General features: G+C 62.4%; 14 protein-coding genes. 3 read left to right on the top strand and 11 right to left on the bottom strand.

Features of this window, described 5'->3' with window-relative positions; translation table 11 throughout:
• Positions 1 to 162 precede the first annotated feature (162 nt).
• The 10 genes from SH809_11915 to gap all read right to left on the bottom strand — a co-directional run bounded on the left by SH809_11915 (position 163) and on the right by gap (position 10,501).
• Complete coding sequence (locus tag SH809_11915) at positions 163 to 582, bottom strand: energy transducer TonB (protein MDZ4700403.1); 420 nt, start codon at positions 580 to 582, stop codon at positions 163 to 165.
• A 104-nt stretch (positions 583 to 686) separates the two neighbouring features.
• Positions 687 to 2,111, bottom strand: a complete 1,425-nt coding sequence (locus SH809_11910) for a M56 family metallopeptidase (GenBank protein ID MDZ4700402.1) — start codon at positions 2,109 to 2,111, stop codon at positions 687 to 689.
• Positions 2,095 to 2,493, bottom strand: coding sequence for a BlaI/MecI/CopY family transcriptional regulator (locus SH809_11905; GenBank protein ID MDZ4700401.1), 399 nt, complete (start codon positions 2,491 to 2,493; stop codon positions 2,095 to 2,097). The genes SH809_11910 and SH809_11905 overlap by 17 nt, the downstream gene beginning before the upstream one ends.
• A 948-nt stretch (positions 2,494 to 3,441) precedes the next feature.
• On the bottom strand, positions 3,442 to 4,119 hold the full coding sequence (locus SH809_11900; GenBank protein ID MDZ4700400.1) for a TIGR04283 family arsenosugar biosynthesis glycosyltransferase: 678 nt from the start codon (positions 4,117 to 4,119) through the stop codon (positions 3,442 to 3,444).
• Positions 4,120 to 4,136: 17 nt separating this feature from the next.
• Complete coding sequence (locus tag SH809_11895; GenBank protein ID MDZ4700399.1) at positions 4,137 to 5,027, bottom strand: arginine deiminase-related protein; 891 nt, start codon at positions 5,025 to 5,027, stop codon at positions 4,137 to 4,139.
• Positions 5,028 to 5,191: 164 nt separating this feature from the next.
• The gene (locus SH809_11890) at positions 5,192 to 6,196 is read right to left on the bottom strand and encodes a hypothetical protein (GenBank protein MDZ4700398.1); all 1,005 of its coding nucleotides are present in this window, start codon (positions 6,194 to 6,196) and stop codon (positions 5,192 to 5,194) included.
• Between the two features lie 17 nt (positions 6,197 to 6,213).
• Positions 6,214 to 7,071, bottom strand: a complete 858-nt coding sequence (locus SH809_11885) for an ABC transporter permease subunit (GenBank protein MDZ4700397.1) — start codon at positions 7,069 to 7,071, stop codon at positions 6,214 to 6,216.
• Positions 7,068 to 8,036 carry an ABC transporter ATP-binding protein gene (locus SH809_11880; GenBank protein ID MDZ4700396.1) on the bottom strand — a complete coding sequence of 323 codons (969 nt, stop codon included), beginning with the start codon at positions 8,034 to 8,036 and terminating at the stop codon, positions 7,068 to 7,070. The genes SH809_11885 and SH809_11880 overlap by 4 nt, the downstream gene beginning before the upstream one ends.
• A gap of 16 nt (positions 8,037 to 8,052) precedes the next feature.
• The gene (locus SH809_11875; protein ID MDZ4700395.1) at positions 8,053 to 9,252 is read right to left on the bottom strand and encodes a phosphoglycerate kinase; all 1,200 of its coding nucleotides are present in this window, start codon (positions 9,250 to 9,252) and stop codon (positions 8,053 to 8,055) included.
• Positions 9,253 to 9,496: 244 nt separating this feature from the next.
• The gene (gene gap, locus SH809_11870) at positions 9,497 to 10,501 is read right to left on the bottom strand and encodes a type I glyceraldehyde-3-phosphate dehydrogenase (GenBank protein MDZ4700394.1); all 1,005 of its coding nucleotides are present in this window, start codon (positions 10,499 to 10,501) and stop codon (positions 9,497 to 9,499) included.
• Positions 10,502 to 10,758: 257 nt separating this feature from the next.
• Here gap and SH809_11865 point away from each other — a divergent pair, with 257 nt between their 5' ends.
• The 3 genes from SH809_11865 (at position 10,759) to SH809_11855 (ending at position 13,729) form a co-directional block, all read left to right on the top strand.
• Positions 10,759 to 11,472: a tetratricopeptide repeat protein gene (locus SH809_11865; protein ID MDZ4700393.1), complete on the top strand. Its 714-nt coding sequence runs from the start codon at positions 10,759 to 10,761 to the stop codon at positions 11,470 to 11,472.
• Between the two features lie 144 nt (positions 11,473 to 11,616).
• Entirely contained in the window at positions 11,617 to 13,005 is a 1,389-nt protein-coding gene (locus SH809_11860; GenBank protein MDZ4700392.1) for a sigma-54 dependent transcriptional regulator, read from the top strand.
• Positions 12,998 to 13,729, top strand: coding sequence for an ABC transporter ATP-binding protein (locus SH809_11855; protein ID MDZ4700391.1), 732 nt, complete (start codon positions 12,998 to 13,000; stop codon positions 13,727 to 13,729). Before SH809_11860 ends, SH809_11855 begins: the two co-directional genes overlap by 8 nt.
• A 45-nt stretch (positions 13,730 to 13,774) precedes the next feature.
• Here SH809_11855 and SH809_11850 read toward each other — a convergent pair.
• The coding region (locus SH809_11850; GenBank protein ID MDZ4700390.1) for a hypothetical protein at positions 13,775 to 15,510 on the bottom strand (1,736 nt) is incomplete at its 5' end.

Raw genomic sequence — 15,510 nt, 5'->3', positions numbered from 1 at the left:
AAGCCTGGCCGCCCGCTACACGGTTTGATCACCGGGCATCAGCCAGGTCACACCATCGAACCCCACATACCCCGTCCGCCCAGATGCTGCCCTGGAGGTACCCGTCGCCAAACCGCATCGTCCGCTTGAGACGCCAGATCAGAGGCGCGTCATTATACCTTTTTATGCGTCGAGATTAAACGAAATCGGGATCGACATCCTCACCCGCACGGCCTGGCCTTTCTGCCGGCCCGGCTCAAACGTCGTGTTGGCGATGGCCTGCAGGGCGGCCTCGTCGCACCCACTGCCGATGCCCCGGACAACGGTGGGCTCCACCACCCGGCCCAGTTCGTCCACCACAAACTGGATGAACACGTTGCCCTCGACGCCGGCCGTTTTCGCGGCTTCAGGGTATTGGATCCGCTCCATGATGGCCTGGAGCCCACCGACGGGCGCCGGCATCTGCTCGACCACCACAAAAATGATTTCTTCCTGCGCCGGCGCTGCGGTGAGTTCGGGCTCGCTGGCCGAGGGGACCTCACACGCGGTGAGGGTCAGTAGCACTACACAGGGGATGATGCGGGAAACGATGGTCATTTTCATATAGCGAAGGGTTTATGGGTTGGATGGGTAGAAGAGACGCAAGGTGTGGCGTCTTTACGGCATGTTTGTTAGAAGAGAGACGCACGATGTTGCGTCTCTACGTCTCACGACGCCGGCTCCTCCAGCTTAAACGTGATCGGTATCGACATTTTCACCGGAACGACGACGCCCCGTTGTTGGCCGGGCAAAAACCGCATCTCGGAGACGGCGCGGACGGCTTCTTCATCACACCCCGCCCCGATGCCCCGCACCACGATGGGGTCCACCACGCGGCCCTCGGTATCCACCACGAACTGGATGAATACGTGGCCCGCGATACCGGCTTTTCGCGCGATGTCTGGGTACTGGATAGACGCTTGCAGCCGCTCGAGCCCGCCGATCATGACCGGCATGTGCTCGACGATCATGAAAACCTCGCCGGCCGGTGTGGGATTGGGCGGCGTCGGAGAGGCCGGGTTCGGGGATTCCAGGGCGTACTGATTGAGGGTCAGGCTCTGGTCGAACGTCACCTCACACCCCATCGCCGCGATGCCGAGCACAAAAAACACGGCCGATCCCGCCAGGGCGATCCTCCGGGTGGTCTTCGGCGACGCCGGCCCTCCCCGGTAGGCGCTCATCGCCTGAACCCGTTCCTTGAGCCGGCCGGCGGACGACATGTGTACCGCCAGACGCTGGTCGGGCGCCGGCTGGAACGCAAACCGCGCCAGGAGCAAGGCATACCGTTTCCGGCTAAAATCCGGCTGACTGAGCAGCTCGGCGTCGCATGCCAACTCGCGGAAACGCTCGGTTCGCTCCACCCCCCAGTGGACGAGAGGGTTGAGGAAAAAGACGGCCCGGATGATCGACTCGACCACGCCCCGCGCGAAGTCGCCATGCGCCACGTGGATCAACTCGTGCTCCAGCGTCATCGCCAGCGCCCCGTCGTCTTCCAGCAGGGAGACAGGCACCACGATCGCCGGCCGGCGCCAGCCGAAGGTGACGGGGGAATGCCCCTCGGGGCTTGCGAACAGGGCGACTTCGCGGCGGAAGCCTCGCCTGGCCCGCAGCGCGTGCAGTCGGTTTTGGGCATCCTCGGGCGCGGGAATGGCCAGCATCCGGCGAATGCGAATCAAGTAAACCAAACGGTATACTAAGGCCGCCAGCTGCACGCCGGCACAGGCCGCGGCGAGGAAGGTGAGCAGGCCGAGGGTGTGAATGAAGGTCCAGGCCGCGGTCGCGGGCGCCTCGGTGGCAGCGAGTAGTGAACCCACGCTGACCCCGGTATCCGAAGGGCCCGTTGGGGCCAGCCAGGTCCAGGGCGCGGCGATCTCGAACCGGATCAGCGGGGCAAGCAGGAGCCCCGCCGGCAGCGCCAGCAACAGCGCCGTCAGCAGCTGATAGCCCTGGATCGGCTGGGACAGGCGGACGAAACGCAGGGCGAGTAACACCGCGCCGGCGAGCGCCGCCCAGACGAGCTGAGGCATCCAGTAGCCGGCCAGCGCGGCCTCGCCGGTAATACGCAGAAATTCGAGGTTATCGAGCAGGTTCATCGTCGTCCTCCATGGTTTCGATGAGGTGGCGGATTTCCTGACGCTCAGCGTCGGTGAGCGACTCCTGCCGCACGAGCGACTGAAGCAGCGAAAGTCCCGAGCCCCCAAAGGCTTTTTCGAGGAGCCCGCCGAGTAATTCCTGCTGGACATCCTCCTGCGACCGCGAGGCGCGGTAGACGTAGGTGTTGCCGTCGGCCCGGAAGGCGAGGAATCCCTTCTCGGCCAGCTTTTTCATGACGGTCATAACGGTCGTGTAGGCGACTTTCCGCTCCAGCAGCAGCCGCTCGTGGACCTGCGCGACGGTCGCCTCGACAAGCACCCACACGTGCCGTAAAATCTCCATCTCGGTCTCGCCGAGCGGGGTGAGAGAGTTTCGCTTCATGAATCGTGGGGCGTTGAACGTTTGGGCGTATGTGACTGACTATCGGGCTTACTATAATTATAGTATTATAGAAATCGTATGTCAAGCCGTGGGAGAAAAAAGTGGGAGTTGTGACTGGCCGCAGCAGAGAAGCACCCCTGCTTTTCCCAAAACGAATGCCCGGCATCGCTGGGCTCCCGATCTTAGGATGACAAACACCTCAGCCACGGGTCATCCTGAGCCGCCTGGAGCTTGCGACAGGCGTGTCGAAGGGCCTCCCGAATCATCGTGGAACGCTTTGAACCTCGGTGCCACGATGGGTCGGGAGGTCCTTCGACTGGCTGCTAATGCCATGTGGTGTGGAGACGCTCCTCTATGATCGGCGACTAGCCATGGGGTTGGGGTTTGTCGCAGAGTGGTGTGAATACGAATCGCCCTGTCATCTCGATCGCTCCCCCGCGTACGCGGGGGAAGCGGAGAGACCTCCAAAAGAATACCACATCCCTCCATAAGGAGGTCTCTCCGCTTCATCGCCGGCAAGCCGGCGACTTTGGTCGAGATGACAGGGCGATTTATAAAAAACACCACTCGGCGTCATTCCTATACCTCATTATCCTTGATGCTCTGCGAAACCTTTCTTCACGCTACGTGCGTTTTAGCCCACTTTCGAAGCACTGTCATCCTCGATAAGAAAGCCTCGCGAAGCTGGGCTCCCGGTCTCAGAATGACCCGGGAACAGCCAATGGCATAGCGCTTCCCGTCGGGCAAATATGAAGGATTTGGCCCAACCATTCTGACCCAATCATGTCATGCCCGATAAGAAAGCCCGGCGCAGCGGCCGGGCTAAGGGTCTCAGGATGACCCTGATATGGAGGATTTGCGTCTGGCCTCGTCGATCGACGTTTCGATCGCACTGCAAACGGTCAAACGTTCAACGCCTTAACGTTCAACGCCTTAACGATCAACGCCTTAACGTTTTACAGCGTAACGATACAAATCCGCCAGCTTTTCCGGAGGCGTCCCCAGCAAGTAGCGGGTCCAGAGGTAGCTATTGAGGAGTTGCTGCCGAAGGGGACCGTGTTCATCGAAGCGGCGGGCGGCGGTGGTGACATAGCCGGGGAGGAAGGCGAAACCGCCGCGCCGGTGGAGTCGGCGGACGAGCTCCAGGTCCTCGAAGACGGGAATGTCCGGAAATCCACCCAGGGCATCAAATACCTCACGCCGAACAAACAGGGCGCGGTCGCCGAAACAGATCAGCGGGGAGGAGAGGCGGGTGCAGAGGCTGTAAAAATTCAGCAGGGGAGACGTGCGATCGAAGCGGAGCCGGAACGCGCCGGCCTCCACGCCCGGGTCCTCAATCGCGGCGTGAATGGCCTTGATGCCTTCTTCGGGCAGGGAGGAATCGGCGTGGAGAAAGAGCAGGAGGTCTCCGCCGGCCACGGCGGCGCCGGCATTCATCTGACGGGCCCGACCACACGGCGCCTGGATCACCCTCGCCAGCGGCACGGCCAGGGCGGCCGTGTTGTCCACGGAGCCGCCATCCACCACGATCACTTCATGGGTGCCCGACTGGCGGCGCACCGCGTGCAGCGTCGTTTCGATGCGCGAGGCTTCGTTGAGGGCCGGTATGACGATCGACAGATTCACCGGCCGATGATCGACAATTACCAGTACATTTGCTTCATGCAGAACACCGATCCACCAGATTTCAGAAACTCGTCGGTGTCGAGTTCGATGGGTTCGTAGCCGGCTTCGCGGAGCCGCTCGTTCGTTACGCGGCATCCCCGCTGGATGAGCACGTGGCGGCCGTCCGGGCAGTGGGCGTTGCAAGCGAACAACGTCCGCGACTCATCGTCCGGCGCTTCGATGACGCGCTCGAACAAGGCGTGGATGAGTTCGACGCCGGCCTGGGTAAACGCGCCGGGATAGATCAGGACCGACCGCTCGTCGAGCACGCTGAAGCAGGTGTCGAGGTGGTAGAAGTCAGAGTCGGTCAGTTCCAGCAATACGACAGGTACGCCCAGGCGTTCTGCGATGAAGGGGTAGACGCCGGCGTCGGTTCGATACCCGTACCCTCCCCAGAGCAGGGCGCGACCGGGGTGCCAGATGGCGTCGCCCATGCCTTCAAACGAGCCGGCGGTGGCGTCTGGCAGTGGTACGGTCGTATATCCGATGCTCGAAAAAAACCGGGCGTAGTGGGTCACCTCGTCGCGCCGTTGCGGCGCTTCCATGCGGCTCAGAAACACCCCATTTTTGCCACCCGTCGTGAAGGGAAGCGTCTGGTTGGCGCAAAAGACCATGTCCGGCTGCCCCGGTGAGCCTTCGATCACGGCCGGCCGGATGCCTATCCGTTCATAGGCCGATTTCAGATCCTGCCACTGGCCCTGCGCCCTCGACCGGTCTACCGTCCCGATGTGGCCCTCCATGTGGGGGTTAATGACGTAGACGACCTCGAAGTGGGCCGGTGTGGTCATGAGAACGCGGCGAGGCGCCGGCATGGTTGGGAGCGCTTCCACGCTGAAATCGATATAGCTGCGCTGCTGGAGTACGGGCATATAAAAGCGGCTCGAACAAGCCTCATGGGAATGAGAATAGGCCGCAACAATACGCCAGATGCCGCTCCGCGCTCCCGCTGGGCAAAATGAAATTTCGCCCTCGTACGCACGCGATACATCGCGTCCCCCCATCCCTCGTCTCCTGAAAAGGGAATCTTGGACCGTTAATGTTTGGCGATCCCCTCGAATACCGCGTTGGGAGCCGTCACCTGGAAGGAGACGAAGTCACCCTCCGCGTTGATCTCGGCGTCGTCCAGCAACGCGCGCTGTTCGTCGTTCATGCCTTCCTGGGCGCGGGCCAGCGCGAGGGCGCCGCGGAGCAGGGAGGCGAGATCAGCCGTCGACACGCCCTCCGCCGGGTAGAACTGGAGGCGCGTGTCCATCGCATCGGACCGCACGTCCACGCCGCCGCCGGCGGCATCGATGGCCAGCCACAACTGGGCGAGCTGGTTTTCCACTTCGCTTGAGCCATCGGGTGCGTCCACGGAAGCCGGCTTGAGGGCGACTCCCCACACATCCCCCGCGGACGAGGCCCGTGCGATGCGGCGCATCAGGGCTTCGTTGTCTGCGACGGATTCCCCGTTGCCCTGGAGGCGATCGATCATCGCGGAGACGCCCTCTACATTTGAAGAAGCCACGACCATCTCGTCGCTTGCGAGCGCGAAAGCGATGCCGCCACGGTCGTTGGTGCTGGAATACACCGGCACGCCGGCGTAGTCGCTACGCGAAAGGGCATCACCCAACCGGCTGTTGATGTATGCCTCCGTCGCTTCACGATCGAAGGAGCCATATATGGCCAGGCTGACGCGCTCGCTTGAGCCTTCTGCTTCAATGGCCGCATAGACCTCCGAAAGATCCTCCTGGGGATCAAGACCGGTGACAGAGACAAAATCGTCAAATCGGGCGCGGGCTTCGCCTTCCAGGTGGCGGGTAAAGACGCCGGCTTCGCCGAAAGGCGTTGTGAGTGGGTTGTCGGCGATCGACTGGAGGTCCACCATCCCGATGGCCAGCACATCGCCGGGCATGACTTCGGTGGCGCCGCGGGCCGTGAGCGACATGGATTCTGGCGTATCCTGGAGCTCGGCATCACAGGCGGATAGGCTTACCGAGAGGAGCAGGGCAGGGGCCAGGGCAAGCGGGGAGAAGCGGTTCAGGCGAAAGGACATCATGAGGATCTCGCTGGCTGTTAATAATCGCGCCGGACGAAAAGGTAACCGGCCGCTCCGTACACCACGGCGCCAAATAGCAGCGTGGAAATCAACGGGTACCAGGCCGTTACGTCCTCGCCGGCGGCGAGTTGCACCACGATCATGGTGACCTCGGCGAAGTTGGGCAGGATGTGGTAGAGGATCTCGAACGTGATCCGTCCCGCAGGATGTAGCTGAAGCAGCAACTGATCGCGCAGCGACAGAATGAGGGACAAAAAGATGAGGCCGTAACTCACCAGCAGCGAGATGGCTGTATTCTGGATCCACACCCCGATCAGCAGCACGACGCTGTACATGGTGGCGAACACGGCGCAAACAATGACCAGCGAGCCCAGGAAATAGGGATTCCAGATGCCCGATTTAACCGACATCACGATCCACACCATCAAAAAAAGATAGATCGCCATCGCGCACATGATAACAAGCACTCCGCCGACATGGCCGCCGAGGATGCCTATCCGATGGATGGGCTTCGATAGCAGCAGATCGACCCGCCCGCGTTCCAGGAGATGGGAGATCATCGGGGCCGTGGCGAAAAGGGCCAGCAGGATGCCCAACCAGTAACACACGCCGGCGATGATGCGCTGGACCTCGAACACCACCTTCTCGAGCGACAGGATGTCCTCGATCTGTTCTCCGGTCGATGGGTCGGTGGATTGATTGGTTACCGGGGTCGACTGCCCCATGATACGCAATCCGGCCAGCGAGCCCTCGATGATATCCAGCTGGAGGGCCAGCGACAACACGCCCCAGATGACGGTGATGACGATAAACAGGCCGATCGTGATCTTTCGCGCGATCAGCTCCTTGATGGTCAACAAAAAGACGCCGATCATGCGCGGACCCCTCCGATCGAACCCTCGACCGACAGCAACTGGATAAACGCGTCCTCGAGAGAGCGCCGCTGGGGGAGGAGGGCCTGAATGGTGATGCCGGCGCCGCGGAGGCGGTCGATCAACTCGTTGAGTCGGTCCAGCGGCAGATCTTCCACATGGTACCGCGCCAGGCCGGTGAGATCGGGCGCGCCAGCGGTGAGCGCGAACCTGGCCGCGAGTTCCACGAACAAGGGCTCCGGGATCGGCGCGCAGGTGATGTCGTAGGCGACGCTCACTTTGCCGACGTTTTCGAGGTTACCCTCGTACACGAGCGAGCCTTTGTTGAGGATGGCGATGCGGTCGCACAAGCGCTCGACCTCCGAGAGGAGGTGCGAGTTCAGGAAGATGGTTTTGCCTTCGCCCTTGAGCGTCGACAGGATATCCCGAATCTCCCGCCGGCCGATGGGGTCCACGCCGTCGGTCGGCTCGTCCAGGAAGATGATCTGCGGGTCGTTGAGCAGGGCCTGGGCTAGTCCGAGACGCTGCATCATCCCCTTGGAAAACGTGCGGATGCGGGCCTTGCGCCAGTCGGTCATCCCCGTCAGCGCCAGCAGCCGGGGGATGCGTTCCCGGAGGAGAGCCGGCGAAACGCCGCCCATACGTCCGTAGACGGTGAGCAGGCTCTCGGCGGTGAAGACATCCGGGAAGCGGTGGTTTTCGGGGAGATAACCGATCGATTGTCGGGCTTGGGGGAGGTGGACCGGAAGATCGAAGAGGGTGGCGCTGCCGGCGGACGGCCGCACCACCCCCAGGAGGATCTTGATGAGCGTTGTCTTGCCGGCGCCATTAGGACCCAGCAAGCCGAAGATCTCGCCGCGGCCTACCTGCAGCGTGAGCGCGTCAAGGGCGCGCACGGAGCGGCGTGAGAGCGCCGTGCGGTAGGTTTTGGTGAGGCCTTCGATGCGGATCGGTTCGGGTGCCGGCATGGGAACGACGCGGCCGTCAGGGTTTGGTGTTCAGCACCGCAACGCCGGGCAGCGTGATGCCTTCGAGAAATTCGAGCATGGCGCCGCCGCCGGTCGATACGTGGCTGACGCGGTCCTCGAAGCCCATTTGCGTGATGGCTGCCACCGAGTCGCCGCCGCCGACGACGGTCAGTGCGCCTTTTTCGGTGGCTTCGGCGAGCGTCTCGGCGATGGCGAGTGTGCCCCGCGCGAAGTTAGGCATCTCGAACACGCCCATCGGCCCGTTCCAGACGACCGTGCGTGCCTTAAGCAGGAGGTCGCGGTAGGACTGCACCGTCGCCGGCCCGATATCCATCCCCATAAAGTCGCCGTCGATGGCGCCGATCGCGACATGGTGCGCGGCCTCGTTCTTGAACTCGGCGGCCACGAGATGGTCGGAGGGCAGCACGATACGATCGCCGGCCTCGCGAAGGAGCTTGCGGGCTTCCTCGAGTTTATCCTCTTCATAGAGCGACTTGCCGATCGCGACGCCCCGCGCCTTGAGGAAGGTATAGGTCATCGCGCCGCCGATGAGCAGGTAGTCGACTTTTTTCAGGAGCGACTCGATGACGCCGATCTTATCCGACACCTTGGCGCCGCCGAGGACCGCCACAAACGGATGGTCGGGCGTGTCGAGGACGCGGCCCAGGTACGAGATTTCGCGTTCGAGGAGGAGCCCCATGACGGCCTGTGGCACCAGCCGGGCGACGCCTTCGGTAGAGGCGTGCGCGCGGTGGGCCGAGCCGAACGCGTCGTTGATATAGACATCCGCCAGCTCGGCGAGTTCGGCCGAGAGGGCAGGGTCGTTTTTGGTCTCGCCGGGGTAAAACCGGGTGTTTTCCAGGAGGATTACGCCGCCGGCGGGCATCCGCTCGATGGCTTCCTTGATCGCCCCACCCGTCAGATGCGAGGCGAAGCGGACGGGCGAGCCGAGCAGGTGCTCCAGGTGCTCCGCTACCGGGGCGAGGCTGTATTTGGGATCTGGAGCCCCCTTGGGCCGGCCGAGGTGGCTCATCAGGATCGCCTTCCCCTTGCTCTCGATCACCTTTTTGATGGTGGGAATGGCCGCGCGGATGCGCGTATCGTCCGACACGTGGCGCCGGCCGGTTTCGTCCTCGCGGAGCGGGACGTTGAAGTCGACCCGAATCAGCGCGCGTTTGCCCGTCAGGTCGATATCGGATACTGATACAATAGGCATTGTAGTGACCCCTCGTTCAACAGGGAATGATGTTTACGGTACGCGTTGCACGTTTTGACGTTAACCGCCCGTAGAGACACGATACATCGTGTCTCCCCAAACGAATAGCGTGTCTCCCCGTTCAGGCCACGCGTACCGTCCGGAATGGAGGCAAAGGTACAATAAATAAAAAAAGAGCGGAGCATCGTGCCTACTCCGCTCTTTTACTGTGATGTGTGCGTCGAATCGCGACGCGGCCGGCGCTTTAGAACGACATGAGCTTCGCGGCGAGATCGACGGTGCGGTTCGCGTAGCCCCATTCGTTGTCGTAGAAACCCACGACCTTGATCATGTTGCCCTGGGCCATCGTCAACTCGGCGTCGAAGATGCAGGAGTGCGGGTTGCCAACGATATCGGTCGAGACGATCGGGTCCGTGCAATATTCCAGGATGCCCTTGAGGCTGCCTTCGGCGGCCTTCTTGAAGGCGGCGTTGATTTCGTCAACCGTCGTTTCCTTGCCCAGTTCGGCGACGAAGTCCGTCACGGACCCGTCGGGCACCGGGACGCGGAGTGCGAAGCCGTCGAGCTTGCCCTTCAGGTGGGGCAGCACGAGACCGACGGCGCGGGCGGCGCCCGTCGTCGTCGGGACGATGCTCAGGGCGGCGGCGCGGGCGCGGCGGAGGTCGCTGTGCGGGGAGTCCTGCAGCACCTGATCGGCCGTATAGCCGTGTACGGTGGTCATGTAGCCGCGCTTGACGCCGAAGGCTTCATCGAGCACTTTGACGAGCGGGGCGAGGCAATTTGTGGTGCAGCTGGCGTTGGAGACCACCTGCTCCTTGCCGGTCAGCACGTGGTCGTTGACGCCGAGCACAATCGTGGCGTCCACTTCGCCCTTCGCGGGGGCCGAGATGATCACTTTCTTCGCGCCGGCCTGCAGGTGGAGGGCGGCCTTGTCGCGGGCCGTGAAAACGCCCGTTGATTCAATGACCACGTCGCAGTTGAGTGCGCCCCAGGGAAGGTTCTTCGGGTCGCGCTCGCTATAGACCTTGAATGAATCCGAACCCACGATGATCGCGCCGTCTTTCTCCTTCACTTCGCCCTTGAAGATGCCGTGGACCGAGTCGTACTTAAAGAGATGCGCGAGGGTCTTGGCGTCGGTGAGGTCGTTGATGGCGACGACGTTGAAGGTGCCAGGTTTGGCGGCCAGGATGGCGCGCAGGGCGAGCCGGCCAATACGTCCGAAACCGTTGATGCCTATTTTAATGGCCATGGTAGTCGATTCCCCTTTGGGACTGGTGGTACAAGTGGAGGCGCAAAGATAACCGACCGCGCAATAGCACGACAAACCCGCGGGGCGAATTAATCAAAAAATGACCAAATTTAGCATTTTGCGTAAAAGCGCGGGTTTTACGGGATACCAGTCCCATCAAGCGCGTATGAAAGCCGCTTAACACGGCGCGGCGGTCCGATATGGAGCACGCGTCACCCCGATTCGTTCCTCTTTTGTAGCATCTGTACGATCCGATCATGGCAACCCATAAGGCACCGGCGCGGGTATCGCGGCGTCACGAGCTTCGCGAAGACAAGGTGATCACCTTTTATAGCCGCATGGCGATTTTCTTCGAGGATAACCGAACACTGGTTTTCGGGGTTATCGGCGCGGTGGTGTTGTTGGTGATCCTGGGCGCCGGGTATAACCTCTTCCAGGAAAAGAAGGAGGCACAGGCGCAGACGGCGCTCGCCGCGGCCGTTCGTGCGTATGAACGGGGTGATTTCCAGGTGGCGCTCGACGGCGAGGAATCCGGCGCGGCCGGCTTGGTGGAGGTCGCCCGCGAATTCGGTGGCACCGACGCCGGCAACCTGGCCTCGTATTACGCCGGCGACGCGCTCTACCGCCTGGGTAAGTTCGCCGAGGCGCTGCCTCACTTCGAAGCGTTCGACAAGGGCGATTCCGTGCTTGGCTCCGCGAGCTTTGCGGCCGAGGCGGCCATCTACGAAAACACAGGCGAACCGGCCCGCGCGGCCGAACGCTACGAACGCGCCGCGACGGTGTTCGCGACGGATTTTACGACCCCCCAGTATTTGCTAAACGCCGGCCGCAATTACGCCAGCGCCGGTAACTTCGCCAAGGCGCGAACGATGTACGAACGCATCGAATCCGAATACCCGGAATCCGCGCCGGCGCGTGAGATCGCATACTACACGGCCCGCCTCGACGCCCTGGCGGCCGCATCGGAGTAGACGGGCGTTTCAGGTTCCGCGTTACGCGTTCCGGGTTCCGGGCGGGTAGGTCAGGCAGGAGATGCTTTGCCCGGAACGTTGAACCAGGAACGTTGAACCAGGAACATAGAACCCGTAACGCGCCACCTGCCCGCACGCTCGCCCATGGCCAACGCCAGTATTCTTGTCATCGACGACGAAGCCAGCATTCGCCGCACCCTTCGGGAAATCCTGGAATACGAGGAATATGAGGTCGACGAAGCCGTCGACGGAGAATCCGCCCTGGCCAAGCTGCGGACCGGCCGCTACGACCTCGCGCTGCTGGACGTCAAGATGCCGCGGATGGACGGCATGGAGGTCCTCCAGGCCGTCCGTACCGAGCTTCCCGAACTGCCCGTCGTCATGATCTCGGGACACGGCACCATCGAGACGGCCGTCGAGGCGACCCGGCTGGGGGCGTTCGACTTCATCGAGAAGCCGCCGGATCTGAACCGGTTGCTCGTCACGCTACGCAACGCGCTCGACCGCTCGAATCTCCAGGAAGAAAACCGCCGGATGCGCCAGACCATCGTGGAGCACCACGAGGCGCGGCTGCTTCCGATCATCGGCGAAAGCGCGGTCATGCATCGGATCAAGGACACGATCAAGCGGGTGGCGCCGACCGAGGCGCGGGTGCTGATAACGGGCGAAGCCGGCACTGGCAAGGAGCTTGTCGCCAAGTGGATCCACCACCTCTCGCCGCGGAAAGACGGCCCGATGGTCGAGGTCAACTGCGCGGCCATCCCCGGGGAATTGATCGAAAGCGAGCTGTTTGGTCACGAAAAGGGCTCGTTCACCGGGGCGACCAAACAGCGGATCGGGAAATTTGAACAGTCGCACGGCGGGACGCTGTTTCTGGACGAAATCGGTGATATGAGCCTCTCCGCCCAGGCCAAGGTGCTGCGGGCCCTGCAGGAAAACCGGGTGAGCCGCGTCGGCGGCGATCGTAGCATTCCGGTGGACGTACGCGTCGTGGCGGCGACGAACAAGGACCTCCTCGCCCAGATTGACGCCCACGAGTTTCGCGAGGACCTCTACCATCGTCTGAGCGTCATCCTCATCCATCTGCCCCCGCTCCGCGAGCGACGCGAGGATATCCCGCTGATGGTGCCGACGTTCTGCGAGCACCTGATCAAGCGCAACGGCCTGCCGGCCCGGCGCTTCTCGGACTCCGCCCTCAAGCTGCTGGCCGAGTTCGACTGGCGCGGTAACGTCCGCGAACTCCATAACGTCATCGAACGCCTCCTCATCCTCAGCGAGGGCGACGAGATCTTGCCGCGCGACGTGCAGCGGTACGTGCAGCCCAACGCCGGCGGCGGAGGCGCCTCGTTGGCCAGTATGCTCGATCAGTACGAGTCGTTCAGCGACTTCCGCGATCATGCGGAGAAACTGTTTATCGAGCACAAGCTCACCTTGAACGAGTGGAACATCAGCCGCACGGCCGATGCGATCGGCATCCAGCGCTCACATCTATATAATAAGATGGGCAAATACGAGATCGAGCGGCATGGATGAAGCACCGGAGCATGTCGCCTCCGCGGGCGCCAACGGAACGGTTCGACCCCTGCTCGTCGTCGAAGACCTGAGCAAGTGGTACCCGATGGCCGGCGGGCAGCGGCTGGAGGTGCTTCGAAACGTGTCGTTCACCGTCAATCGCGGCGAGGTGGTGGCGGTCGTGGGGGAGAGCGGCACCGGGAAAAGTACGCTGCTGCACATGCTCGGCGCCCTTGATCGCCCGTCCGGCGGGCGGGTGTTGTTTCAGGGAGAGGATATCTTTCAAAAAGACGACGAGGCGCTGGCCGCCTTCCGCAACCGGTCGATCGGGTTCATCTTCCAGTTTCATCACCTCTTACCCGAGTTCACGGCCGTCGAAAACGTCGCCATGCCCGCGCTGATCCAGCACAAGGCCTTCGGCGAGGCCCGCCCGCGTGCCGAGGAACTGCTGACGTCGCTCAACCTCGGTGGCCGGCTGGAGCATCGCCCCGGCGAGTTGTCCGGGGGCGAGCAGCAGCGTGTGGCCGTGGCCCGCGCCCTCATGAACCGCCCCGGCCTGGTCCTGGCGGACGAGCCGACGGGTAATCTGGACGTAAAAACTGCCGAAAGCCTCCACCAGGAGCTGATCCGCCTCAGCCGCGCCTACGACCAGACGTTTATTATCGTCACCCACAACCCGGCCCTCGCCGCTTTGGCGGACCGGGTGTTGCGCATGGAGCAGGGCAGTGTGGTGGAAGGGCGGTGAACAGGGGAGATGAGGGGCCGACGCTCCGCGTGGTATCCCTGTCCCTCATTGTATCACAACCAGTTTCTTGATGTCGGCAGCGCCCGAATCGTTGTCGACCACGCGTACGAGGTAGATCCCGCTTACGATGGGCTGGCGGGAGGACGTGGTCAGGTCCCATGTTGTGTTGCCGCTGCCATTGGTATGCTCGATGCGCCGTATGAGCTCGCCGACTTCGGTGTAGATCGAGATGGTGCAGCGCCCCGGGATATCGAGGAAATCGACCTGGCTCAGTGTGGAATTTCCTCCGGGGAAAAGCCGGACGGATTCATCCGCGGCCAGGTTGAGCGGGTTCGGGACGATGCGGAAGTCGGATACCGCCTCACCCGGAAAGCGCAGCAGCCCGGTGGGGAAGTAGGTCTGGGTGAAGTACCGCCCGCTTTTGAGCGGCAGCCCCCGCGGGGTGCCGGCAAGTCCCTTTTCATCGACCGGGTTCGGGGGGCCGACGGCCACGAGGTAATAATAATACTCCGCGCCACGGATGACGCCGGCATCCTCGTAGGAACGAGCGGAGCCGGGCACAACGGCCAGCAATTCGTAGGGCAGGTTATCCACGTATTCGCTGGTGCGGTAGAGTTCCCACTGCACCGGATCGGGGGAAGCCGGCATGGCCTCCCAGCGGAGGGCGATGTGATCGGGGAGGGAGGTGACTTCGAAGCGCCGCGGCGGCCGGGGCGGTTCGATGATCGGATATTCGGTCATGCCGGCGCTGGCGTTCCAGACATCCCGGGCGCGGTACATCATCTGAAAAAGGGAGTCACGCTCCGTCAGCACCCACTGGTTTTTGGTGAGGAGCTCACCACCGTTTTTGTAGACATCGTAATTCCAGGGGATGTCCGAGATGACGCCGTCGCCGTCGGCATCGAAGGGGATGGTCAGATCGCGGTTGAGTCCGCCCTGTTTGAATGCGACGCCGATGTCGGTGGCGGCTTTGTAGCTGAGGCCGGCGGCGCCTTCGGCTTCGACGATCTGGATGCTATCCCCGAAGGCCAGTTGGTAGGGGCCGTACGTAAACAACGCGGAGTGGCCTCCCGCCTTGCCGCTCGCTGCGTCACGGGTCGAATTCCAGAATTCGCCTCTTGGTTCGATACGGTCGGCATAGTGGGGGAACATGCGCGAGGAGCCACCGGGTAGGACGCTGGGATTTTCGCGCGTCAACATCCCCTTCTCGTAGTAGTCCTGCTCCGGGCTGCCATCAGCGGCCAGCACTTCGTCATTGTCGATCCAGCCTAACGCTACAGGCTGTGTGTCCGGGTCGTAGCGGCGATCGTCGGGGGAATGGTCCGCATGGAGGACAACCCGCCCCGGCATCGACATCCCCGCCAGTCGGCCGATGGTGTCGCCGGGGGCCTGGGTTCTTCGAATCTGCAGCATGGGGCTGCCAATATTGTCCCAGAACTGGGAGGCAAATACGGGGTCATAACCGGCCCACATGTAGATGGCCGAGAAGTCAACGGGATATACCTGGTTGCCATCACCTACAATATCGATCATCGTGTATTTACCCCAGAGCTGAGCATTTGAGCCATGATCAGCGGCCTGTTCTCTGCCCCGCCAACGGTACATGTCGGTGAACAACACATCATGAAGCGACTGCCCGGGAAGTTCGATCTCGGGATCGGCGTCGGTGTTGCCGGTGTTGGTCATCCGCCGGCGGATGATGTGATAATCGTCGTGTTGTTCGTTGGCGTAGGCGTACACCCATCGTTCGGTGTCGATGCCCAGGATAGAGCGATACCTTT

It is taken from the genome of Rhodothermales bacterium (assembly GCA_034439735.1).
Lineage (GTDB): Bacteria > Bacteroidota > Rhodothermia > Rhodothermales > JAHQVL01 > JAWKNW01.
Note: the sequence above shows the minus strand (reverse complement) of the source record. Positions and strands in the feature narration are given on the sequence as shown.

Excerpts from the sequence above, each read along its gene's own strand:
- SH809_11910 (MDZ4700402.1), bottom strand. The coding sequence starts at position 2,111 with ATGAACCTGCTCGATAACCTCGAATTTCTGCGTATTACCGGCGAGGCC.
- SH809_11875 (MDZ4700395.1), bottom strand. The coding sequence starts at position 9,252 with ATGCCTATTGTATCAGTATCCGATATCGACCTGACGGGCAAACGCGCG.
- SH809_11860 (MDZ4700392.1), top strand. The coding sequence starts at position 11,617 with ATGGCCAACGCCAGTATTCTTGTCATCGACGACGAAGCCAGCATTCGC.
- SH809_11880 (MDZ4700396.1), bottom strand. The coding sequence starts at position 8,036 with ATGCCGGCACCCGAACCGATCCGCATCGAAGGCCTCACCAAAACCTAC.
- SH809_11855 (MDZ4700391.1), top strand. The coding sequence starts at position 12,998 with ATGGATGAAGCACCGGAGCATGTCGCCTCCGCGGGCGCCAACGGAACG.
- SH809_11885 (MDZ4700397.1), bottom strand. The coding sequence starts at position 7,071 with ATGATCGGCGTCTTTTTGTTGACCATCAAGGAGCTGATCGCGCGAAAG.
- gap (MDZ4700394.1), bottom strand. The coding sequence starts at position 10,501 with ATGGCCATTAAAATAGGCATCAACGGTTTCGGACGTATTGGCCGGCTC.
- SH809_11895 (MDZ4700399.1), bottom strand. The coding sequence starts at position 5,027 with ATGCCCGTACTCCAGCAGCGCAGCTATATCGATTTCAGCGTGGAAGCG.
- SH809_11915 (MDZ4700403.1), bottom strand. The coding sequence starts at position 582 with ATGAAAATGACCATCGTTTCCCGCATCATCCCCTGTGTAGTGCTACTG.
- SH809_11890 (MDZ4700398.1), bottom strand. The coding sequence starts at position 6,196 with ATGATGTCCTTTCGCCTGAACCGCTTCTCCCCGCTTGCCCTGGCCCCT.
- SH809_11865 (MDZ4700393.1), top strand. The coding sequence starts at position 10,759 with ATGGCAACCCATAAGGCACCGGCGCGGGTATCGCGGCGTCACGAGCTT.
- SH809_11905 (MDZ4700401.1), bottom strand. The coding sequence starts at position 2,493 with ATGAAGCGAAACTCTCTCACCCCGCTCGGCGAGACCGAGATGGAGATT.